Source organism: Stenotrophomonas sp. RG-453 (genome assembly GCF_033843685.1).
Classification (GTDB): Bacteria; Pseudomonadota; Gammaproteobacteria; order Xanthomonadales; family Xanthomonadaceae; genus Stenotrophomonas; species Stenotrophomonas bentonitica_A.
On record NZ_JAMYED010000007.1, the window covers coordinates 235802 to 257014 of the forward strand.

14 protein-coding genes are annotated in these 21213 nt (G+C 69.0%); all 14 read left to right on the forward strand.

Features of this window, described 5'->3' with window-relative positions; translation table 11 throughout:
* Positions 1–2: 2 nt before the first annotated feature.
* The 14 genes from NJD74_RS14985 to NJD74_RS15050 all read left to right on the forward strand — a co-directional run bounded on the left by NJD74_RS14985 (position 3) and on the right by NJD74_RS15050 (position 21136).
* Positions 3–6305, forward strand: a complete 6303-nt coding sequence (locus tag NJD74_RS14985) for an AAA domain-containing protein (protein WP_319624489.1) — start codon at positions 3–5, stop codon at positions 6303–6305.
* Positions 6302–7663: a hypothetical protein gene (locus NJD74_RS14990; protein ID WP_319624490.1), complete on the forward strand. Its 1362-nt coding sequence runs from the start codon at positions 6302–6304 to the stop codon at positions 7661–7663. The genes NJD74_RS14985 and NJD74_RS14990 overlap by 4 nt, the downstream gene beginning before the upstream one ends.
* Before the next feature lie 54 nt (positions 7664–7717).
* On the forward strand, positions 7718–8848 hold the full coding sequence (flhB, locus tag NJD74_RS14995) for a flagellar biosynthesis protein FlhB (protein ID WP_319624491.1): 1131 nt from the start codon (positions 7718–7720) through the stop codon (positions 8846–8848).
* 17 nt (positions 8849–8865) lie between these two features.
* Entirely contained in the window at positions 8866–10947 is a 2082-nt protein-coding gene (gene flhA / locus NJD74_RS15000) for a flagellar biosynthesis protein FlhA (protein ID WP_174704347.1), read from the forward strand.
* Between the two features lie 149 nt (positions 10948–11096).
* Positions 11097–12827, forward strand: coding sequence for a flagellar biosynthesis protein FlhF (gene flhF, locus NJD74_RS15005; RefSeq protein ID WP_319624492.1), 1731 nt, complete (start codon positions 11097–11099; stop codon positions 12825–12827).
* Entirely contained in the window at positions 12814–13701 is an 888-nt protein-coding gene (locus tag NJD74_RS15010) for a MinD/ParA family protein (protein ID WP_019182906.1), read from the forward strand. The genes flhF and NJD74_RS15010 overlap by 14 nt, the downstream gene beginning before the upstream one ends.
* Positions 13698–14444, forward strand: coding sequence for an RNA polymerase sigma factor FliA (locus tag NJD74_RS15015; protein ID WP_019182907.1), 747 nt, complete (start codon positions 13698–13700; stop codon positions 14442–14444). Before NJD74_RS15010 ends, NJD74_RS15015 begins: the two co-directional genes overlap by 4 nt.
* A gap of 16 nt (positions 14445–14460) precedes the next feature.
* A complete protein-coding gene (cheY, locus tag NJD74_RS15020; RefSeq protein WP_019182908.1) occupies positions 14461–14853 on the forward strand; it encodes a chemotaxis response regulator CheY in 393 nt (130 codons plus the stop codon).
* Positions 14853–15467: a protein phosphatase CheZ gene (locus tag NJD74_RS15025; RefSeq protein WP_070427319.1), complete on the forward strand. Its 615-nt coding sequence runs from the start codon at positions 14853–14855 to the stop codon at positions 15465–15467. The genes cheY and NJD74_RS15025 overlap by 1 nt, the downstream gene beginning before the upstream one ends.
* A gap of 5 nt (positions 15468–15472) precedes the next feature.
* Positions 15473–17317 (forward strand): chemotaxis protein CheA, encoded by a 1845-nt coding sequence (locus NJD74_RS15030; protein ID WP_046273860.1) that lies wholly within the window; start codon positions 15473–15475, stop codon positions 17315–17317.
* Positions 17318–17396: 79 nt separating this feature from the next.
* Positions 17397–18137, forward strand: a complete 741-nt coding sequence (locus tag NJD74_RS15035; RefSeq protein ID WP_019182911.1) for a flagellar motor protein — start codon at positions 17397–17399, stop codon at positions 18135–18137.
* Between the two features lies 1 nt (position 18138).
* Positions 18139–19149: a flagellar motor protein MotD gene (motD, locus tag NJD74_RS15040; protein WP_319624493.1), complete on the forward strand. Its 1011-nt coding sequence runs from the start codon at positions 18139–18141 to the stop codon at positions 19147–19149.
* Positions 19150–19154: 5 nt separating this feature from the next.
* Positions 19155–19937: a ParA family protein gene (locus NJD74_RS15045; RefSeq protein WP_070471827.1), complete on the forward strand. Its 783-nt coding sequence runs from the start codon at positions 19155–19157 to the stop codon at positions 19935–19937.
* A complete protein-coding gene (locus NJD74_RS15050; protein WP_102788451.1) occupies positions 19934–21136 on the forward strand; it encodes a chemotaxis protein CheW in 1203 nt (400 codons plus the stop codon). The genes NJD74_RS15045 and NJD74_RS15050 overlap by 4 nt, the downstream gene beginning before the upstream one ends.
* Positions 21137–21213 lie beyond the last annotated feature (77 nt).

The following is a 21213-nucleotide window of genomic DNA, read 5'->3' on the forward strand; positions in this document are numbered from 1 at the left end:
CCATGATTCGTTTTTGCCCCAATTGCCACACCGAACGCGCGCTGGCCGAGATGTTCTGCGAAGGCCATGTTGATGCGCACGCGTGCGGCTGGGATCTGGCCGGCGAGCCGATCCATCCCGATGGCTGGCGGCCGCAGAGCGTGGTCACCCAGGCAGCGGTGCAGGCATCGACGGTCGGCGCCGTTGCCGCGGAGGTGGTCTGCGACAACGGCCACCCGATGACCCCCGGCGACCTGATGTGCCTGCACTGCGGCGCCAGCGCGACCGATGGGACGGCGGCGGCGGACCTGCCGCCCCCGGTGGCCGACAGCAGCGAAACGGTCATCGATGGCTGGCGGCTGCTGCGCCAGATCAGCAGCACCGACGGCGTGCGTGACCGCTACCAGGCCGAACACACCGTCACGGCGGTGCAGGCCGTGCTGACCCTGTACCGCCCCGGTGCCGAACCCGACCCGGCCATCTACGATGTGATCCGCCGCCTGCCACGCGCGCACGTGCCGGAGGTCATCGCCACCGGGCGCTGGGATGACCGCGCGTTCGAAGTGGTGGAAATGCTCACCGGTGGCACGCTGGCCGAACTGGGCAGCGTGATCGGCGACCGCGATGCGGTCCGGCATATCGTCGGCGAACTGGGCCAGGCGCTGCATGCGTTCAACGAAGCCGGGCTGCGCCACCGCGACCTGCGCCCGGCCAGCCTGCTGGTGCGGGCGCGCGCGCCACTGGACCTGGTGATCAGCGGATTCGGTTCGGCCCGGTTGTCCGAGTTCGACCTGGACATCGTCTCGCCCCTAGAGATCAGCCGCTACATGGCGCCCGAGGCGATCGCCGGTGGCGTGGCTGCCGCGTCGGACTGGTGGAGCCTGGGGATGATCCTGCTCGAACAGCTCACCGACGGCGCCTGCTTCGAGGGCATCCATCCCAATGCGTTCCTGATCCACGTGCTGGCCAATGGTGTCCCGATTCCGGAAACGCTGGACCCGGAGCTGGCGCTGCTGCTGCGCGGGCTGCTGGCCCGCGACCGCCACCAGCGCTGGCAATGGCCGCAGGTGGCCGACTGGCTGGCCGGCATCGCCGTGCCGGCGCCGCCGGCGGCGCAGCACGCGCACGATGAGGGCGATGGCGCCAGCCTGCCGCTGGGCACGCGCCGCTATCATCGCCCCGCCGTGTTCGCGCTGGCCGCCGCCCAGGCCGACGGCTGGGACCAGGCCCTGGACCACCTGCTGCGCGGGGCGATCGTCACCTGGGCCGAGCAGGTCGGCCTGCCTGCCACCCGTGTCGCCGGGCTGCGCCAGATTGCCCGACACGAAGGCATCGAGGACGATTTCCGGCTGATGCTGGCGTTGAAGGTGCTCAACCCGGAAATGCCGTTGATCCATCGGGGCGACATCGTCACACCCGGCTGGTTGCTTGAGCACCCGTTGGAGGGCTACCGGCTGATCAGCGGTTCGGTGCCGGACCTGCTGGAACACCTGCAGACCGACAACTGGCTGTGCAGGCTCAAGCGGCGCGAGGAAAGCGTACGCCAGCGCGCGCTGCACCAGCACATCGCCCTGGTCGAGGAATCCCTGCGCGTCTACCTGCTGTCCACCTCGCGGGCCAAGCTGGCCTCGCAATGGCAGGAACGCCAGCGCCTGCTGCCTGACACCGCGCATCCCGGGCTGCTGTCGCTGGCCGAGCGCCGGGTGGTGGCCGAAGAAGACCTGATCGTGTTGCTGAGCGCGGAAATCGGCCAGTTCCGCAGTGCCGAGGCCATCCTTGCCGAGGCGGCCACACTCGCCGCCAGCGCCGGTCTCGACGCCTTCGACAGCGACGCAGCCGCGGCCCTGCTACAGCACCCGCGTACCGAGCTGTATCGCAGCGTGGACGCGCGCATCCTGGGCTTCGCCCGCTCCGGCCTGCCCGTGGTGGATGGCTGGGCCGAGCAGTTCCGGCTGGAACGGCGCATGCCGCTGGCACGCGCCCTGGTGGTGCTGGCCGTGCCCGCCAGCCGCTGGCTGCAGCCGCAGAAGCAGCAGTACGTCTCGCAGATCCTGGACTTCTTCGAAAAGAAAGTGGTCACCGCGGTGATGCGTGGCCCGCTGGTGCGCATGAGCATCGGCAAGACCACCGCACGCGTGGACATGCACGACGTGGATAGCGCCCGGCGACCCGCCGCCGCGCTGCTCGATCACCTGTTGCAGCGCAACGCGCGCGCCGTGCAGCTGGACCCCGAATCGTTCCAGCGCAACCCGCTGCTGGAACCCCGCCTGATGGCCCTGGCACGGCAGAGCGCGCTTTACAAGCGCGACACCGGCATCGATGGGCTGTATCTGGGTTTTCCGTTCCTGCTCAGCCGCGATCCGCGCGGCACCTCGCGCACCCGCATCATTCCGCTGCTGCTGTGGCCGGCCACGCTGCTGCTGGAGCCGGGCACGCGCGGCCAGGTCGGGCTGGCCTTCGATGGCGAACGCGAGGAAGTACGGCTCAACCCTGCGCTTGAAAGCGTGCTGGGTGCCGAGACCTGCAAGCGCTGGCGCAGCACCGCCGACGAACTGCTGGGACGCTCGGCGATCCGGGCCGCCGATGTGATGGATGCCTTCGGGATGCTGGCCACGATCCGCTCGCGCAGCCTGGTCGGCCTGCCCTCGAGCAGCGTGGACGTGGCGCCCTACCAGGACGAACTGGACTGCGCCGCGGTGCTTTTCCATGTCACGTTCATGGGCCAGGCCATCGGCGAAGACCTGCGCCAGCTCAAGGTTCTGTCGCCGTCCGGCACCGGCCTTGAAACCGCGTTGCGGCTGGCACCGCCGACCGACACCGACGGCACTGCCCCGCCTGCCACGCCGGAGCTGCAGCGCTACTTCACCGTGGCCAGCGATCCCTCGCAGGAAGCGGCGGTGCTGCAGGCACGGCAGGGACCGGGCTTGTTGATCGAAGGCCCGCCTGGCACCGGCAAGAGCCAGACCATCGTCAACATGGTGGCCGACGCGATCGGACGGCAACGCAGCCTGCTGATCGTCTGCCAGAAGCATGCGGCGTTGGAAGTGGTGCACAAGCGCCTGGTCGCCGAAGGGCTGGGCCAGCGCGTGGTCATGCTCAACGACGTCAACCGCGACCGCGAACCGGTCATCCGCAGCATCCGCGAGCAGCTCGACGCCCTGTTCACCGCCGGCGCCACGCAAACGGCCTGGCAGCAGCAGCGCCAGCAGGTGGCCGCGCGGATCGAGGCACTGGAAGGCGAACTGGATCGCCACCAGCACAGCCTGCACCAGATCGACGACGCCACCGGGCTGAGCTACCGGCGCCTGCTCGGCGAACTGATCGCGCTGGACGCCGGCACGCCCCCACTGGTCCTGCCCGCCCTGCGCCAACGCCTGCTGGCACTGGACCTGCCCACCCTGGTGCAGCGCGAAGAAGCCTGCGCGCCCTTGATCCGGTTGTGGCTGCCGGCCCGTTACGAGGGCAGCCCGCTGGCGCAGCTGCGCCCCTTTGCGGCCGACGCGGACACCCTCGCCGCATTCGTTGCCGCCCTGCAGACGTTCACTGCGGCCGAACAGCACCGGCAGGCGATCCTGCTGGCGCACCCGGCCACGTTCGAGCTGGACGATCCCGCGCCGCACCAGGCCTGGAAGTCGGCGCATGTGGCGACCCTGCTCGGCCTGGATGACGCACAACGGAGCCGACTGGCACGCTGGCTGCCGCTGTTCCGCACCGCACGCGCGGGGCAGCCAAGCCAGGGCGACATCGCCCTGGACCGGCTGCAGCAGATCGAGAAGGCCGTGGCGGCGCTCGACCTTGACACGTTCTCCAGCACGCTGTCGCCGGCCCTCACCGGCATCGACGAGCGCACGCTTGCGCAGCTGCAGCGCGACGCCGCGCGCGTGCTGGGCGCGCGCGGCCTGCTGGCGCGCATCAACCCGCTTCACCTGCTGCGCCGGCGACGGGTGAACCGCGTCCTGCAGGCGCAGTCCCATGCGATGGGGGAAGCGGGCACCGCAGCACTGCTGGCCGCTGCGACGCTGGAAGCGCGCCTGCGCCCGCTGCGCACCGAACTGGCCGGCCTGCACCAGCAGCTGGCGCTGGACCCGGTTGGCCAACAGACCGGCATCGCGCTGGGCCCGATGGCACGCGCCAGCGGGCGCCAACTGCTGGATGTGCAGGCACTTGCCCAGGCGCTGGCGCAGTCGCCCCGCCCCCAGCAGGCCGACGACGCGGCCCTGGCGGGCGACCGCGCGCACCTGGACGCACTGCTGCAGGACCTGGATGCCTCGCTCGCCCGGCATGCCGCCCGCCATGCCAGCGCGCAGCAGCTCGCACTGCTGGCAGACTGGCTGGAGCAGGCGCTGGCGGACGCATTGGCCACCGCCATCGCCCACAACCAGAGCAACGCCCAGGCGCTGCAGCACCTGCACGATGCCCTGCCCCATCTGGCTGCCTACCAGGCCTTCCGCGGGCGCGCCGGGCAGCTGTCGGGTGCAGACCTGGAGCTGCTGGCACTGCTGCGTCAGCTGCAACCGCAGCTGGATACTCTTTCCAGCGACGCGCTGGAGCCGGCCGTGCGCCGCCTGTTGCATCGCGAAGCACGGCTGGGCTGGAAGCACCGCATGGAGCAGGCGAACCCGGCGCTGCAGTTCGGCCAGGATGAAACCCAGGCCAAGGTCGCCAGCCTGGCAGCTGCCGACCAGCAGATGCGGCGGCTCAACCGCCAGATGCTGGGCACCCACATCGACCTGGAGCAGTTAGGCAACCGCAAGCAGTGGGAAGACGTCACCCGGCTGACCGGGCGCCGTTCGCGCCGCCTGCGCGAGTTCATCGAGCTGGGCAGCGAACTGGGCCTGATGCACCTGCGCCCGGTCTGGCTGATGAACCCGGACGTGGCCAGCCGCGTGCTGCCACTGCAGGCGGGGCTGTTCGACACGGTGATCTACGACGAGGCCTCGCAGATGCCGGTCGAGTTCGCCCTGCCCACGCTGTTCCGTGGCCGGGTCACGGTCGTCAGCGGTGATGAGAAGCAGATGCCGCCCACCGCCTTCTTCTCCAGCCGGGTGGAAAGCGATGAAGCAGAGGTCTTCGATGGCGACGAGCCCGATGCCGAGGTCGATGCCGAGCAGCGCGACGCCTTCGAGGAAACCTGGAACCGGCGCGAAATCAAGGATTGCCCGGACCTGCTGCAGCTGGCCCGCAATGCCCTGCCCAGCACCACGCTGCAGATCCACTACCGCTCGGCGTACCGCGAACTGATCGGCTTCTCCAATGCGGCCTTCTACGGCAACCGCCTCAACGTGCCGGTACGCCATCCGCGCAGCAGCATCGCGCGGATCAAGCCCCTGGAGCTGATCCAGGTCGACGGCGTGTACCAGCAGCAGAGCAACCCTGCCGAGGCGGCGCGGGTGGTGGAGTACCTGGCCCAGGTGTGGCAACAGCCCTATGCCATGCGCCCCTCGGTGGGCGTGGTCACCTTCAACCGCAAGCAGGCCGAGTTGATCGAGGAACACCTGGAGCAGCGCGCCGGGCAGGATGCCGCCTTCCGCGCCGCATTCGCCGAGGAACGCGAGCGCAGCGAAGACGGCGAGGACATGGCGGTCTTCGTCAAGAACGTGGAGAACGTGCAGGGCGACGAGCGCGACATCATCGTGTTTTCCTCCACCTTCGGCCGCAACGCGCAGGGCACCTTCCGGCGCAACTTCGGCGTGCTCGGCCAGACCGGCGGCGAGCGCCGCCTCAACGTGGCCGTCACCCGCGCCCGGCAACGGGTGGTGATGATCACCTCCATGCCGATCGCCGACATCTCCGACCTGTTCAACACCCAGCGTGCCCCGGCCAGCCCGCGCGACTACCTGCAGGGTTACCTGGAGTACGCCCGGGCCCTGTGTGCCGGCGAGTTCGACGGCAGCGCACGGCTGTTGGATCGCCTGCAGACCGACCGCAGCGTGGCCAACCGCACCCACGCGGCGCCCGCCGACGGGTTCACGCAGATCGTCGGTGCCTACCTGCAGTCGCTGGGATGGAATGCGGCCGCCGCCAGCGAAGGCGATGCATTCGGGCTGGACTTCGCCATCGAACACCCCGACACCGGCAACTTCGCCATCGGCATCGAGTGCGACGCGCCCAGCCACCCGCTGCTGGCGCATGCCCGCGCCCGGGAAATCTGGCGACCCTCGGTCCTGCGTCGCGCCATCGGCGGCATCCACCGGGTGTCCTCGCATGCCTGGTACCACGACGGCGAGGCCGAACGGGCACGCCTGCGCGTTGCCATCGAGGCAGCCATGGCCCCCGCCCCGGTGCCGCCCCCGCCTGTCCCCGCGCAACCGGAAACCCTGCCATGAGTGGTCCCAAAGTCGTCCGTATCGTGACTGCCGAAGAACTGCTGGCCCTGCGAGAAGCGATGCTGCACCGGCTGGACCAGGCGGTTGCGCGCTGGCAGGCCCAGTGCGAGCGGATCGGCGAGCGCGATGCATCGGCCGTGGCCGCCGTCATGGCACGCCGCCAGGCGCTGCAGGCGCTGGTGGCAGACAGCGACAACACGCGGTATGCGCGACTGATCGAGGCCGAAATCGCCTTCCTGCAGGCCGACACCCGCGACCGCGAGGCGCGCGCCGTGGACCGCGCTGCGGCAGGCCGCCAGCAGCAGCGGCGGCAGCGCGACAACGCGGCGGCCGTGCTCAAAACGCTGCAGGATCGACCCGTCGATGCAGAGGCGGGCCTGCTGCAGGCGCTACGGGCACTGGCCGACGGTCATCCCGGTGCTGACGCGGAGGCGGTGCTGGCCCGTGCCTTCGCCCTCCTTTCGCCCCCGGAGGAGCAGGCAACACTGAGCGAGGACCAGCGCGCGTTGGCCACTGCATTGCAGACCTCGGCGCCCACCCCCACGCTGGCCGACTGGGCCGCCGGGCAGCCCGCCGACCCCGGACGCGAGGCGCGCCTGCTGCGCGTGGACCGCTACATCGCCGAACTGCAGGTACTGCAAGGCCCGGCAGTCGCCGCGCCCTACCTGGAGGCGCTGCACCACGCCGAGCAGGAAACCGCTCCGCAGCGGCGCAACCTGCTGCTGGACAGCCTGGTTCTGGAACTGGCCGCCGCCTCGGCCGCGTTCGCCCAGCGCCGCGTGCAGCTGGAGCGGCTGCAGGATGTGGCCAGCAGGCTGGCGGCACTGGACCCGGTTGACCATGCGCCGTTGCTGGCCCAGGTGGGCGCGTGCAGTACCGACACCGCGCTGCCGCTGCTGACCGCGCTGGCCCAGCAGTGCGACACCGCCCTGGCCAGCCACCAGCAGGCGCTGGCGGCAGTTTCCCGGCGCCAGGCCGTACTCGACGGTCTGGCCAGCCTCGGCTATGAGGTGCGCGAAGGCATGGCCACCGCATGGCAGGACAGCGGCGCGGTGGTGCTCAAGAAAGCCGCCACCCCCGGCTATGGCGTTGAAGTGGGCGGCCAGGCCGACGGTGGGCGTCTGCAGGTTCGGGCCGTGGCGCTGGCGGCCGACCGCGACCGCAGTCGCGACCGCGACATCGAAACCCTGTGGTGCGGCGAGTTCGGACGGCTGCAGGCGCTGTTGCACGGTCAAGGCACCGAGCTGGTGGTCGAACGGGCCCTGGGCGTGGGTGAGGTGCCCTTGAAGGAGGCCATCGCCACCGCGACGCCGTCCGGACAGGTGCAGGTGTCGCACGCGCGCAGCGGCTCGATCTGACGTCACGGAACGGTTCTTGCACGACCCCGGGTAATCCCCCGTGTCGTGCAGCCCATGTCCGAGAACGAACAAGCCGGCGAAAAGACCGAGCAACCTACCGAAAAACGCCTGCGCGATGCCCAGGAACAGGGCAACATCCCGCGTTCGCGTGAGCTGGCGACGGCGGCTGTGTTCGGTGCCGGTGTGCTGGCGCTGATGGCCTTCTCCGGCACCATCGCCCGCAACGCCAAGACTTGGATGCAGGTCGCGCTGAGCCCCGAGCCGGGGCTGCGCCTGCATCCCCAGGCGTTGTTCGGGCACTTCGGCGAATTGATGCTGCGCTTGCTGGTGGCCATGTGGCCGCTGCTCGTGATCTGTCTGCTGGCCTGCTTCCTGTCGCCGGTGGCGATGGGCGGGCTGCGCTGGTCGAACAAATCGCTGATGCCCGATTTCAAGCGGCTCAGCCCGATGGCCGGCATAAAGCGCCTGTATGGCCCGGAAGCGATTGCCGAGTTCACCAAGTCCCTGCTGCGCATCGCCTTTGTCGGCACCGCCGCCGGGCTGGTGGTGTGGCACGGCATCCGCCCGCTGCGCGACCTGCTCAACCAGCCACTGGAGGCCGCGATGATCCACGGCCTGGGCTTCACCCTGAAGCTCATGCTCGCCACCGGCGGCGCAATGATGCTGCTGGCCGCCATCGATGCCCCGTACCAGCGCTGGAACTGGATGCGCAAATTGAAGATGACCCGTGAAGAGCTGCGCCGGGAAATGAAGGAGAGCGAGGGCAGCCCGGAGGTCAAGGGCCGCATCCGCCAGCTGCAGCAGCAGATGTCCAACCGCCGGATGATGGAAGCGGTGCCCACCGCCGATGTCGTGGTGGTCAATCCCACCCATTACGCGGTCGCCCTGAAGTATGAAGGCGGAAAGATGGGGGCGCCCACCGTGGTGGCCCTGGGCGTGGATGAAACCGCCCTGCGCATCCGTGAGGTGGCCGATGGCAACAAGGTCGCCATCGTCTCCGCCCCGCCTTTGGCACGCGCCTTGTATCGGGAAGGTCAACTTGGAAAGGAAATTCCCGTGAGACTGTATTCGGCCGTGGCCCAGGTGCTCTCCTATGTCTACCAGCTGCGCGGCTGGCAGACCGGCCCGATGCCGGCAGCGCCCTGCATCGACATCGATGAATTCGGCAAGGGAGGCCGCCCATGAGCGCGCAGCCGGCCGGCATGAACGCGCGCCGCGCGCTGGACATGATCCGCCACGGGCTGGGCGCCCCGCTGATCGTGCTCGCCCTGCTGGCGATGGTGGTGGTGCCGCTGGCGCCCCCCGTGCTGGATGCGCTGTTCACCTTCAACATCGCCATCTCGCTGATGGTGCTGCTGGCGGTGGTCTATGTGAAGCGCCCGCTGGACTTCACCATCTTCCCGATCGTGCTGCTGATCACCACCATGCTGCGGCTGGCGCTGAACGTGGCCTCCACCCGCGTGATCCTGCTGCACGGCCAGAACGGCCACGAGGCCGCCGGCAAGGTGATCGCCTCGTTCGGCGAGTTCGTCATCGGCGGCAACTACGCGGTCGGCATCGTGGTGTTCGCGATCCTGACCATCATCAACTTCGTGGTGATCACCAAGGGCGCCGGCCGCGTGTCCGAAGTGACCGCACGCTTCATCCTCGATGCCATGCCCGGCAAGCAGATGGCGATCGACGCCGATCTCAACGCCGGTTTGCTGACGCGTGAAGAGGCCAAGGCCCGCCGCGAGGAGGTCCGCGAGGAAGCCGACTTCTACGGCGCAATGGACGGTGCCAGCAAGTTCATCCGCGGCGACGCGATCGCTGGCATCCTGATCCTGTTCATCAACCTGGTCGGCGGCCTGGCGGTCGGCGTGCTGCAGCATGGCATGCCCTTCGGCGATGCCGCCGCGACCTACACCCTGCTCTCCATCGGTGACGGCCTGGTGGCCCAGCTGCCGGCCCTGCTGGTGTCCTCGGCGGTGGCCATGCTGGTCACCCGCGCCTCGCGCTCGCAGGACATGGCCCAGGCCATGATGGGCCAGGTATTCGGCCAGTACCGCGCACTGACCATCGCCGCAGCGATCCTTGCAGTCGTCGGCCTGGTCCCGGGCATGCCCAACGTCGCCTTCTTGACGCTGGCCGCGATCCTAGGCTTCATCGCCTGGAAGGCGTGGAAGAAGAGCACCGCCCAGGGCGCGGCGGCTGATTCCCCAGCCGCCAACCGCCCCGACACCCTCGGCCTGCCCGGTGCAGCGCCCTCGCCCACCGCCGAGCTGACCTGGGACGAACTGCGCCCGGTCGATCCGCTCGGCCTGGAAGTCGGCTACCGGCTGATCCCGCTGGTGGACAAGAACCAGGGCGGCGAGCTGATGGCCCGGATCAAGGGCGTGCGCCGCAAGCTCACCCACGACATCGGCTTCCTGATTCCCTCGGTGCATATCCGCGACAACCTGGAACTGCCGGCGACCGCGTATCGCCTGCTGATCCACGGGGTGCCGGTGGCCACCGCGGAGATCCATCCCGACCGCGAACTCGCGCTGGACCCGGGCAGTGCGCTGGGCACGCTGGAAGGCATTGCCGGCAAGGACCCCGCCTTCGGCCTGGATGCCACCTGGATCCAGCCGCACCAGCGCGCCAATGCCGAATCGATGGGCTACACCGTGGTCGACCCGGCCACCGTGGTCGCCACCCATCTGTCGCACCTGATTCGGGAGCACGCCCCGGAGCTGCTCGGCCACGAGGAAGTGCAGCAGCTGCTGGCCAACCTGGCCAAGAGCGCCCCCAAGCTCGTCGAAGATCTGACGCCCAAGTCGCTGCCGCTGTCGGCCGTGGTGCGGGTATTGCAGAACCTGCTGATCGAGCGCATCCCGATCCGCCAGCTGCGCAAGATCGTCGAATCGCTGGTGGAAAGCGCGCCGACCAGCCAGGACCCGGCCGTGCTCACCGCTGCCGTGCGCAACGCGCTGGGCCGTTTCATCGTGCAGGAGATCGCCGGGATGTCGCCGGAGCTGCCGGTGTTCACCCTCAACCCGCAACTGGAACGGGTCTTGCAGGAGTCCACGCAGGGCAACGGCGCCGCGCTGGAACCCGGACTCGCCGAGCGACTGCATCAAAGCCTGGCCGAATGTGTCGGCAAGCAGGAAGCGAAGAACGAGCCCGCGGTCGTGCTGGTGCCTGGCCCGGTACGTGCGGCGCTGGCACGGCTGGTACGCCACAGCGTCCCCTCGCTGTCCGTACTCGCCTACAGCGAGGTGCCCGAGGACAAACGGTTGAAGCTGGTCGGCACGATCAGTTGAGCCGGACGCCCGACGGTACCGCGACAGAAAACAGACACCTCATTCGATTTCACCGCAGCAGGAAATAAAGGGACTCCCTGACCGTGCAGACCACCGACAACCAGCGTTTCCCTTCCACGACTCCGCCGCCCCAGTCCCGGTACCACAGCATGAAAATCAAACGCTTCGTCGCCTCCGATATGCGCTCGGCCATGAACCTGGTGCGCAAGGAACACGGACCGGACGCAGTGATCCTGTCCAACCGCCGGATCGAGGAAGGTGTCGAAATCGTGGCGGCGGCCAACTATGACGAAAGCGCCGTGCAGCGTGCGCTGGAAGCGGCCCGCAAGGACGTGGCCCCACCGCCGGTGCCGCGCCCGCGCAGCGCCGCCGATGCCGTGATCGCCGCCGTGACCCGCCGCAGGGCCCCGGTCGCCGCGCCCGAGCCGGTGGCCGCGACCACCTCGGCCGTCGCCGCGCTGGCCCGCGCCGCCGTCGGCGCCACCGGTCGCACCCTGGATACCGCCAACGAGATCGTGCCGCCGCCTGGCAGCAGTGGCTTCGCCGCCACCCTGGCCCGTGCCAGCGTCGGCCCGGCCGTCAACGAACCGTCGCTGCCGGAGCAGATCTTCGCGCCGTTCAATGTCGAGCAGGCCGCGGCCGCGTCGCCAGCGCTGCTGCAGCCTGAGCCGCCTGTCGCCGAGCCCAGCGTGGCGGCCGTGAACCCGCCGATCAACCGCGCGCGCTTCGTCATCGACCCGCCGATGGACGACGAACCGCACTTCCAGATGCACGTGCCGGCCGCCGCCGTGGCGATGCCGCCGCTGCCGGTCAGCGTCACCGTGCCGCCGGCCCTGCCCGCGGCCGAGAGCGTCGTGGCAGCGCCGGACACGGTCGCCCAAGCCCGTACCGAAAACCCGGCGCCCGCCGTTGTCGCCGAACCGGCGCAGGCCCAGCCCCAGCCGGCCGCCGAACTGGTGGTGGTGCAGCGTGATGACGAAGAGATCCGCCAGCTGCGTCACGAAGTGGCCGGCATGCGCCATGTCATCGAGCGCGAGATGAACCGCTTCACCGACGAGCGCCTGCGCGGCTCGCCGGTCCGCGCTGCCGCACTGGACCTGATGGACGAGTACGGCTTCGATGCCGGCATCAGCCGCGACGTGGCCATGCAGATTCCGCTGGACACCGAAGCCCACCGTGGCCGCGGGCTGATGCTCGGCCTGCTCTCCAAAAAGCTGCCGATCGCCCCGGTCGACCCGCTCGAAGCCGGCGGCGTGATCGCCCTGGTCGGCCCCACCGGCGCCGGCAAGACCACCACCATCGCCAAGCTGGCCTCGCGCTTCGCCGAGGCGCATGCGGCCCGCGATGTCGCCCTGGTCACCACTGATACCGGCCGCATTGGCGCCCGCGAGCAGCTGTACGGCTTCGGCCGGCAGCTCGGCATCGCGGTCCATGAAGCCAGCAGCGGCAGCGATCTGAACCAACTGCTGGAGCGCCTGAAGGACTACAAGCTGGTCCTGATCGACACCGCGGGCCTGGGCCCGCGTGACCGCGCCCTGGCCGCCCAGCTGCAGTGGCTGCGCGCGGCCCAGCAGATCCGCACCCTGCTGGTGCTGCCGGCCAACACCAGCTTCGGCGACATGGACGAGGTGGTCCGCCGCTTCAGCGCCGCCAACCCGCAGGGCGTGGTGCTGAGCAAGCTCGACGAGACCGGCCGCTTCGGCAGCGTCCTGTCGGTGGCCGTGGACCACCGCCTGCCGATCACCTGGGTCACCGATGGCCAGGACGTTCCTGAAGACCTGCACCGTGCCAGTGCGGCCAATCTTGTACTTCGCCTTGAAGATTTGCGCCGCGCGGCCGATATGCCCTGCAACCCGGAGTTGAACCATGCCGTCGCGTGAGTACGCCAAGCTGACCAAGACCTTCCCGTTGTCGGCTACCCGAAGCCAGCCGCTGGGCCCGGTCCGCACCATCGCCGTCACCGGCGGCAAGGGCGGCGTGGGCAAAACGAACGTTTCGGCCAATCTGGCCGTGGCGCTGGCAGACATGGGCAAACGCACGCTGCTGCTGGACGCCGACCTCGGCCTGGCCAACATCGACGTGATCCTGGGCCTGCAGCCGAAGGTGACCCTGGCCGACCTGGTCGCCGGGCGCTGCACGCTGGAAGAAGTGATCATGGAAGGCCCCGGTGGCGTGCTGGTGGTCCCGGCCGCCTCCGGCCGCCGCCACATGGCCGAACTGCAGCCGGCCGAACACGTCGGCCTGGTCAATGTGTTCTCCGAGCTCGAGCGCGAGCTGGACATCATGATCGTGGACACCGCCGCCGGCATCACTGATGGCGTGCTCACCTTCTGCCAGGCCGCGCAGGACACCGTGGTGGTGGTCTGCGACGAGCCGGCCTCGATCACCGATGCCTACGCCCTGATCAAGGTGCTCTCGCGCGAGCGCGGCGTGGACCGGATCCAGGTGGTGGCCAACATGGTCCGCGACCCGAACGAAGGCCGCGTGCTGTACGAGAAGCTATCCCGCGTGTGCGAGAAGTTCCTCGCCGATGTCTCGCTGAACTACCTGGGCTGCGTGCCGCAGGATGACTGGCTGCGCCTGTCGGTGCAGCGCCAGCAGCCGGTGGTGAAGGCCTACCCCTCCAGCCCGGCCGCCCTGGCGCTGACCGAAATCGCGCGCCGCACCGCCCGCTGGCAGGCCCCGACCGAGCCGCGTGGCGGGGTCGAGTTCTTCCTGGAACGCATCCTCAAGCAACGCGGGGTGACGGTATGAAGGGCGCAGCACAATACAAAGAGGTCCAGCGGACCGCGGCCAACGAGTGCATTGCCCAGCACTCGGACCTGGTCCGGCGGATCGCCCACCATCTTGCCGCGCGCCTGCCGGCGAGCGTGGAAGTGGACGACCTGATCCAGGCCGGCATGATGGGCCTGATCGAGGCCTCGCGCAGCTACGACGCCGACCAGGGCGCCTCGTTCGAGACCTACGCCTCGATCCGTATCCGCGGCTCGATGATCGACGAGATCCGCCGGGGCGACTGGGTGCCGCGCTCGGTGCATCGCCGTGCCCGGGATGCCGCCGCCACCATCCGTCGCCTCGAGCAGAGCACCGGCCGCGCCGCCAGCGCCACCGAAGTGGCGGCCGCGATGGACATGCCGCTGCCGGATTACCTGCGGCTGATGGAAGACGCCTCGCGCGGCCAGGTGCTGAGCCTGGAATCGCGGATCGAAGACCAGGGCGAGCTGGACACCGTCGCCCAGGGTGGCCCGACCCCGCAGCAGGTGCTGGAACGCGGCGAGTTCGGGCGCGAGCTGGGCAACGCGATCGGCCTGCTGCCCGAGCGCGAACAGCTGGTCCTGTCGCTGTACTACGAGCAGGAACTGAACCTGAAAGAGATCGGCGCCGTACTGGGTGTCAGCGAATCGCGCGTGTGCCAGATCCATGGCCAGGCCGTGCTGCGCCTGCGGGGCCGGCTGAAGATCTTCGAGGCGGCAGACGCCGGCCTCGAGAACCATTGAAATCGAGGAAAGTGCTTTGAACAAGAACATGCGTATCCTGATCGTCGACGACTTCTCGACCATGCGTCGTATCGTCAAGAACCTGCTGGGCGATCTGGGCTTCACCAATACGGCCGAAGCCGAGGACGGGCATGCCGCGCTGGCGATGTTGCAGAGCCAGCCGTTCGATTTCGTGGTCACCGACTGGAACATGCCGGTGATGACCGGCATCGACCTGCTCAAGGCCGTGCGTGCCGATGCCAAGCTCAAGACCCTGCCGGTGCTGATGGTGACCGCCGAAGCCAAGCGCGAGCAGATCATCGAAGCGGCCCAGGCCGGCGTGAACGGCTACATCATCAAGCCCTTCACCGCACAGACCCTGGAAGAAAAGCTCGGCAAGATCTTCGAACGCCTGGCAGCGAGCGCCTGATGGAGACCCTGAGCGACAAATCCGCGCTGGTGCAGCGCCTGCAGGATGCCTTGGCCGCGCTGGAAAGTGGCGACGAAGCCGGCTGGCGCCGGGAAATCGACGCCCTCGCCGCGCTGCGCACGCAGCCGATGATGGCCGGCCTGAACCGCCTGGCCCGCGAACTCGGCCAGGCTCTGGGCGAGCTGCCCAGCCTGCCCAGCGAAGCCGGCGAACTGGATGACGCCTGCGCGCGCCTGGACCACGTGGTGGCGATGACCGAACAGGCCACCCACCGCACGCTGGACCTGGCCGAGGAGTGTCGCTCGCTCACCGAACAGCTGCGCGCCAACGGGTTGACGCCCGACCAGGGCCAGCAGCTCGACCGGATCCGCCACAACCTCACCGAAATCGCGCTGACGCAGAGCTACCAGGACCTCACCGGCCAGATCATCCGCCGCGTGGTGGGGATCGTGCGCCGCGTGCATGAAGGTTTCGGTGCGCTCGGTCTGCCGCCACAGGAAGACGAGAAGAAGCGCGACAACAACGGCCTGGCCGGCCCGGCCGTGAACGGCCTGGATCGCCATGCGGTGTCACAGAACGACGCCGACGACCTGCTCTCGGACCTGGGACTGTAACGATCATGAGTGCTGTTCCAGACGATATCGCTGCCGACTTCATCCTCGAGGCCCAGGAAATCCTGGACCGCCTCGGCGAACAGCTGGTGTCGCTGGAGCAGGCGCCCCAGGACGCGGACCAGCTCAACGCCGTGTTCCGCGGCTTCCACACGCTCAAGGGCGGTGCCGGCTTCCTCGGCATCCAGGCGATGGTCGAACTGTGCCACGCGGCCGAGGAAACCCTCGGCATGGCGCGTTCGGGCCAGGCCACGCTGCAGGCGCACCACTTCGATGCGGCCCAGCAGTCGCTGGACTACCTGCAGTCGATGCTGGATTCGGTCTCGGCCGGAACCGAGCCGGGCTATGCCCCGCCGGAACTGATCGCCCAGTTCGACGTCAACGGTCCGGCCACCCCGACGCCCGCGGCTGCCGCCAGCGCCGGCAGCGGCGGTGGCGAGCTGATCACCGATGATGAGTTCGAAGCACTGCTCGACCAGTTGCATGGCGGCGCCGCGCCGACCGCCGTGGCCGTGTCGAAGAAGGACGACGGCCTGATTGGCGAAGACGAGTTCGAAGCCCTGCTTGACCAGCTGCATGGCGGCGCCGTTCCAGGTGCCAAGGCCATTGCCGCTGCGCCCGTGCCTGCCGCGCCCCCGCGCGCCGTGGCCGCCCCGGCGGCGCCTAACGCCAAGCCGGCCCCGGCCAAACCGGTCGCCGAAGCCGAACACACCGTGCGCGTGGATACCAAGCGCCTGGATGCGATCGTCAATCTGATCGGCGAGCTGGTGCTCTCGCGCAACCGCCTCAAGACTCTGCGTGCGCGCCTGCACGATGAAGAACTCGACCGCGCGGTGTCCACGCTGGACATCGCCACCGCGCGCCTGCAGTCGGCGGTCATGCGCACCCGCATGCAGCCGGTCGGCAAGGTGTTCTCGCGCTTCCCCAAGGTGGCCCGCGATGTCGCACGCTCGCTGAAAAAGGAAGTCGAGCTGGAACTGATCGGCGCCGAAACCGAACTGGACCGCAACCTGGTCGAAGCACTGGCCGATCCGCTGGTGCATCTGGTCCGCAACGCGATCGACCACGGCGTGGAAATGCCGGAGCTGCGTGAAGCCCAGGGCAAGCCGCGCAGCGGCCACGTGCGCCTGTCGGCCCAGCAGGAAGGCGACTACGTCAGCATCGAGGTGCAGGACGACGGTGCCGGCATCGATCCCGAACGCCTGCGCCAGAAGGCGCGTGAGAAAGGCTTGATCGATCCGGAAGCGGCGGCTCGCCTGAGCAGCGAAGAATGCCTGCACCTGGTGTTCCTGCCCGGCTTTTCGACCAAACAGCAGGTCACCGACATCTCCGGCCGCGGCGTGGGCATGGACGTGGTCCAGTCGCGCATCCGCGAGCTGAGCGGCCAGATCCAGATCCAGTCCGAACTGGGTCGTGGCAGCCGCTTCATGATCCGCGTGCCGCTCACCCTGGCGATCCTGCCGACCCTGCTGGTGCAGGCCGGCGAAGACGTCTACGCCCTGCCCCTGGCCCGCGTGATGGAGGTGCTGCATGCGCCCAACAGCTCGCTGGGCTGGTTCGATGGCCGCGCCGTGCTGGACCGCAAGTCGCACACGCTGGCCCTGGTCGATCTGCGCCACTGGCTGGATGTGGAGCCGATGCCCTCCTCGCTGCTGACCATCGTGGTGCTGCAGGCCGGCGAAGCCCGCTTCGGCCTGGTGGTCGATCAGGTGCGCGGCCGCGAGGAAGTGGTGATTAAACCCCTGCCCAAGGCGCTGCGTGGCCTGCGCGGCTATGCCGGTGCCACCCTGATCGGCGATGGCCGGATGGCGCTGATCCTGGACGTGGATGGACTGCGCACCCACCACGATTGACCGCGTGAAAGTGTGACCGCCGCATCACTGGATTCCTTCGGCGTCTCAAGTCCCATTCATACAAGCCGATAACGGACCCATGGACAGACTCAGCCTCATTGGACTATTCCTCGCGTTGGCCTCGCTGGTCGGCGGCAGCATCCTCAAGGGAGCCGGTCTGGCGTCGCTCTGGTCGCCGGCCGCCTTCGTGATCGTCATCGTCGGCACCATCGCCGCGATCCTGCTGCACACCTCGCCGGCAGTCTTCAAGCATGCGTTCAAGATCGTGCGCTGGGTGATCCGGCCGCCGAGCAGTGACCGTCGCCAGTTGATCCAGCAGATCGTGGAATGGAGCAACATCGCCCGCCGCCAGGGCCTGCTCGGCCTGGAAGCGCAGGTGGATGCGCAGGACGATCCGTTCCTGCGCAAAGGCCTGCAGCTGCTGGTGGACGGCGTCGAGCCAGAGACCATCCGGCACATGATGGAGATTGAACTGAGCAGCCAGGAAAGCCAGGACCTGGCCGCCTCCAAGGTGTTCGAGGGCATGGGCATCTACGCCCCGACCCTGGGCATCATCGGCGCCGTGCTCGGCCTGATCGCGGTGATGAAGAACCTGGCCGACCCGAGCAAGCTCGGGCATGGCATCGCCGCGGCGTTCACCGCCACCATCTACGGCATCGCCTCGGCCAACCTGCTGTTCCTGCCGGTTTCGGCCAAGCTCAAGAGCGTGATCCATCACAACAGCCGCGACCGCGAGATGATCATCGAAGGGCTGATCTCCATCGCCCAGGGCGAGAACCCGCGCAACATCGAAACCAACCTGTCCGGGTTCCTGCACTGACATGGCCCGCCGCAGGCACCACGAAGAGCACGCCAACCATGAGGCCTGGGCGATTCCCTACGCCGACCTCATGACGCTGCTGCTCGCCTTCTTCGTGGTGATGTACGCCATCTCCTCGCTCAACGAAGGCAAGTACCGGATCATGGCAGACGCGTTGACCACCGCCTTCGGTGGCGCGCCGCGCACGATCAACCCGGTGCAGGTCGGCAACCAGCAGGTCCAGGGCGGTGGCTGGGACAGCCCCTCGGTGATCAAGGCCGGAAACCGGATCGGCCCCTCCGCACCGGCACCGAGCAACGACCCGACCCTGCTGCCGGCGATGGCCTCGCAGATGCGCATGCCGGTCTCGATCCGCAACCAGGAACAGCTGCAGCGTGCCGAGCGCCAGCTCAACGGCATCGCCGACAAGCTCACCGCCACCCTGGCACCGCTGATCGAACGCGGCATGATCACCGTGCGCCGCACCGAGTTGTGGATCGAGGTGGAGATCAACAGCGACATCCTGTTCCCGACCGGCTCGGCCACGCTGGATGTTCACGCGCGCGACACCCTCTCCAAGCTGGCCGAAGTGCTGCGTGACGCGCCCAACGGCGTACGCGTGGAAGGCCATACCGACAACATCCCGATCGCCACCTCGCTGTTCCCCTCCAACTGGGAGCTCTCGGCCGGACGCGCGGCAAGCGTGGTGCACCTGTTCGCCGACCAGGGCCTGCAGCCGGCACGCCTGGCGATGGTCGGCTACGGCCAGTTCCGCCCGCGCGAAGACAATGCCAGCGCCGAAGGCCGCAACCGCAACCGGCGGGTGATGGTGATCATCCTGGCCGACACGGCGCAGAGCATCGACCCGATCACCGACCGCCTCAGCGCCGACGCCGACGCCACCGATGCCGCCAAGGCGCCCAGCGCCGGCAGCCCCGTTACCCCCATTACCCCCATCGCACCGGTGCAGTTGCCACCGGTGCCGGCCGGCAGCCGCGTTGGCGCCGCCGTTCCGCCCGCAATGAAGGAGTGAACCGCATGCGTATCTGGGCTGTTGCCAATCAGAAAGGCGGCGTGGGCAAGACCACCACGACGCTCGCACTCGGCCGCGGCCTGGCCACGCAGGGCCACCGCGTGCTGTTGATCGATCTGGATCCGCATTCCTCGCTGACCCGCGCCTTCGGCGTGCCGTTGGATCCGCCGCCGCAGGGTGTGCTGGAGCTGTTCGCCACGCCGCCGGCCGAGCTGCCCACCCTCGCCCGCCACAGCGACATCCCGGGCCTGGACTACGTCTGCGCACAGGCGGCACTGGCCACGCTGGAACGGCGCAGCGCCAACCAGCCGGGCCTCGGCCTGGCCCTGCAGAACGCGCTCGGCCGTCACCAGGGCCAGCATGACTACATCCTGCTGGACTGCGCGCCCACCCTGGGGCTGTTGATGATCAACGCACTGGCCGCGGCCGACCGCCTGATCATCCCGACCCAGGCCGAGCCACTCGCCCTGCATGGCCTGGATGGCATGGTCCGCACCGGCGAGATGGTCGAGCGCTCGCGCCGCCGCGCGCTGCCGATGTCGATCCTGCCGACCCTGTTCGACCGCCGCACCCGCGCCGGCAACGAGACCGTCAAGCTGATGCAGGACAAGCATGGCCATCGCGTCTGGGAAGACGCGATTCCGATCGATACCCGCATCTGCAATGCCGCCAGCCTGACCGTGCCGCCGCAATCGGAGGATTACCCCGGCCGTGGCCTGGCCGCGTATCGCCGCGCGCTGGAATGGATCCTGGCCGACGATGCACAGCAGATGGAGCGCGCGGCATGAACACCACCGGCGTGCTCGACGATTACCTGGAGCAGCTGCTTGGCGACGCGATGCCGCCGCCGGCAGCGTCACCGGTGGCCGTCGCGACGGCCGACACCGTCGAAGCGACCGGCGGCCTCGACGCTGCACCTGCGACTGTCGAAACGGCCAGCGCCGACGCGGCGCCGGCCACCGACGAACAGACCGCCGCTGGTACAGCGCCGGCGGCAGACGACCCGGTTGTCCCGCCAGGCTTCCGTGACCTGCTCAATGAGCTTCGCGACGATCCGCTGCTGAGCGGCGCCATGACGCTGCCCACGGCGGGCGTTGCACTGGACGCCGAGACAGCCTCGCTTGCCATCAGCGCGCCGGCACTGGGATTCGACGACCTGCTCGACGAACTGCGCAACGATCCGCTGCTCAGCGGCGCGATGCCCGCGCCCGACGAAGAAGCGCGCCCCAGCTGGGACGACCTGCCGCCCGAGGTCGTCTACGAAACCGATCCCATGCCCGCAGGCGCCAGCACGCCGGCCGAATTGCCCGCGCCTGTCGCGCCCCCCGCCCCGGCCCTGGCGCCGGGGCAGGTGCCGGCGCCCGAGTCCGCACCGCCCGCCGCCGCGCCAGCCGCCCGCGCACCGATTGCCCGGCAGATGCCCTCGATGCCGCCCATGCCGGCGGCGACCAGTGCCCGCGCCGGCACGCCCTCATTGGCACAGAGCCGGCCCGGCAGCTGGGAAGAGTTGCAGCGCCAGGCACGCGACCCGGCCTCCAGCCCGCGCGAGAACCGCCGCGCCAGCGAGCGCACCTCGCGCTGGCTGCGCCTGCGCTGCGGCGCCCAGGCCTACGCGCTCGAACTGCTCAAGGTCCAAGAGGTGGTCCTGCCCGTGCCTCTGCTGCCCCTGCGCGGCACCTCCCCGGCGATGCTGGGCATCATGAACCTGCGTGGCCAGGTCGTGCCGGTAATGGACCTGGGCCTCCACCTGGGCAGCAGTGCGGCCGGCAATGACGCCAACACCCGCATCGTGGTGCTGGAGGAGAACGGCGAGACCATGGGCCTGCGCGTATCGGCCGTGGAGGATGTCGCCAATCTCACCGATTCCCAGATCGAGCCCCCCGATACCGCCCGCATCTGCCAGATCTCCAACGACCTGTTCCGCGGCGTGGCCCGGTGCGGCGCCCAGCCGATGATCCTGCTGGACGCGACCCAGTTGCTGAACTGACCGGCACCCACGCGATCGCCCACGCCGCCCCTAAAGCTTTGTGGGTTCGGGCCGTTATCTCTCTCGGAACCGTTTGT

Excerpts from the sequence above, each read along its gene's own strand:
- NJD74_RS15045 (WP_070471827.1), top strand. The coding sequence starts at position 19,155 with ATGCGTATCTGGGCTGTTGCCAATCAGAAAGGCGGCGTGGGCAAGACC.
- flhF (WP_319624492.1), top strand. The coding sequence starts at position 11,097 with ATGAAAATCAAACGCTTCGTCGCCTCCGATATGCGCTCGGCCATGAAC.
- NJD74_RS15025 (WP_070427319.1), top strand. The coding sequence starts at position 14,853 with ATGGAGACCCTGAGCGACAAATCCGCGCTGGTGCAGCGCCTGCAGGAT.
- NJD74_RS15010 (WP_019182906.1), top strand. The coding sequence starts at position 12,814 with ATGCCGTCGCGTGAGTACGCCAAGCTGACCAAGACCTTCCCGTTGTCG.
- NJD74_RS14985 (WP_319624489.1), top strand. The coding sequence starts at position 3 with ATGATTCGTTTTTGCCCCAATTGCCACACCGAACGCGCGCTGGCCGAG.
- NJD74_RS14990 (WP_319624490.1), top strand. The coding sequence starts at position 6,302 with ATGAGTGGTCCCAAAGTCGTCCGTATCGTGACTGCCGAAGAACTGCTG.
- flhB (WP_319624491.1), top strand. The coding sequence starts at position 7,718 with ATGTCCGAGAACGAACAAGCCGGCGAAAAGACCGAGCAACCTACCGAA.
- NJD74_RS15035 (WP_019182911.1), top strand. The coding sequence starts at position 17,397 with ATGGACAGACTCAGCCTCATTGGACTATTCCTCGCGTTGGCCTCGCTG.
- flhA (WP_174704347.1), top strand. The coding sequence starts at position 8,866 with ATGAACGCGCGCCGCGCGCTGGACATGATCCGCCACGGGCTGGGCGCC.
- motD (WP_319624493.1), top strand. The coding sequence starts at position 18,139 with ATGGCCCGCCGCAGGCACCACGAAGAGCACGCCAACCATGAGGCCTGG.
- NJD74_RS15015 (WP_019182907.1), top strand. The coding sequence starts at position 13,698 with ATGAAGGGCGCAGCACAATACAAAGAGGTCCAGCGGACCGCGGCCAAC.
- NJD74_RS15030 (WP_046273860.1), top strand. The coding sequence starts at position 15,473 with ATGAGTGCTGTTCCAGACGATATCGCTGCCGACTTCATCCTCGAGGCC.
- NJD74_RS15050 (WP_102788451.1), top strand. The coding sequence starts at position 19,934 with ATGAACACCACCGGCGTGCTCGACGATTACCTGGAGCAGCTGCTTGGC.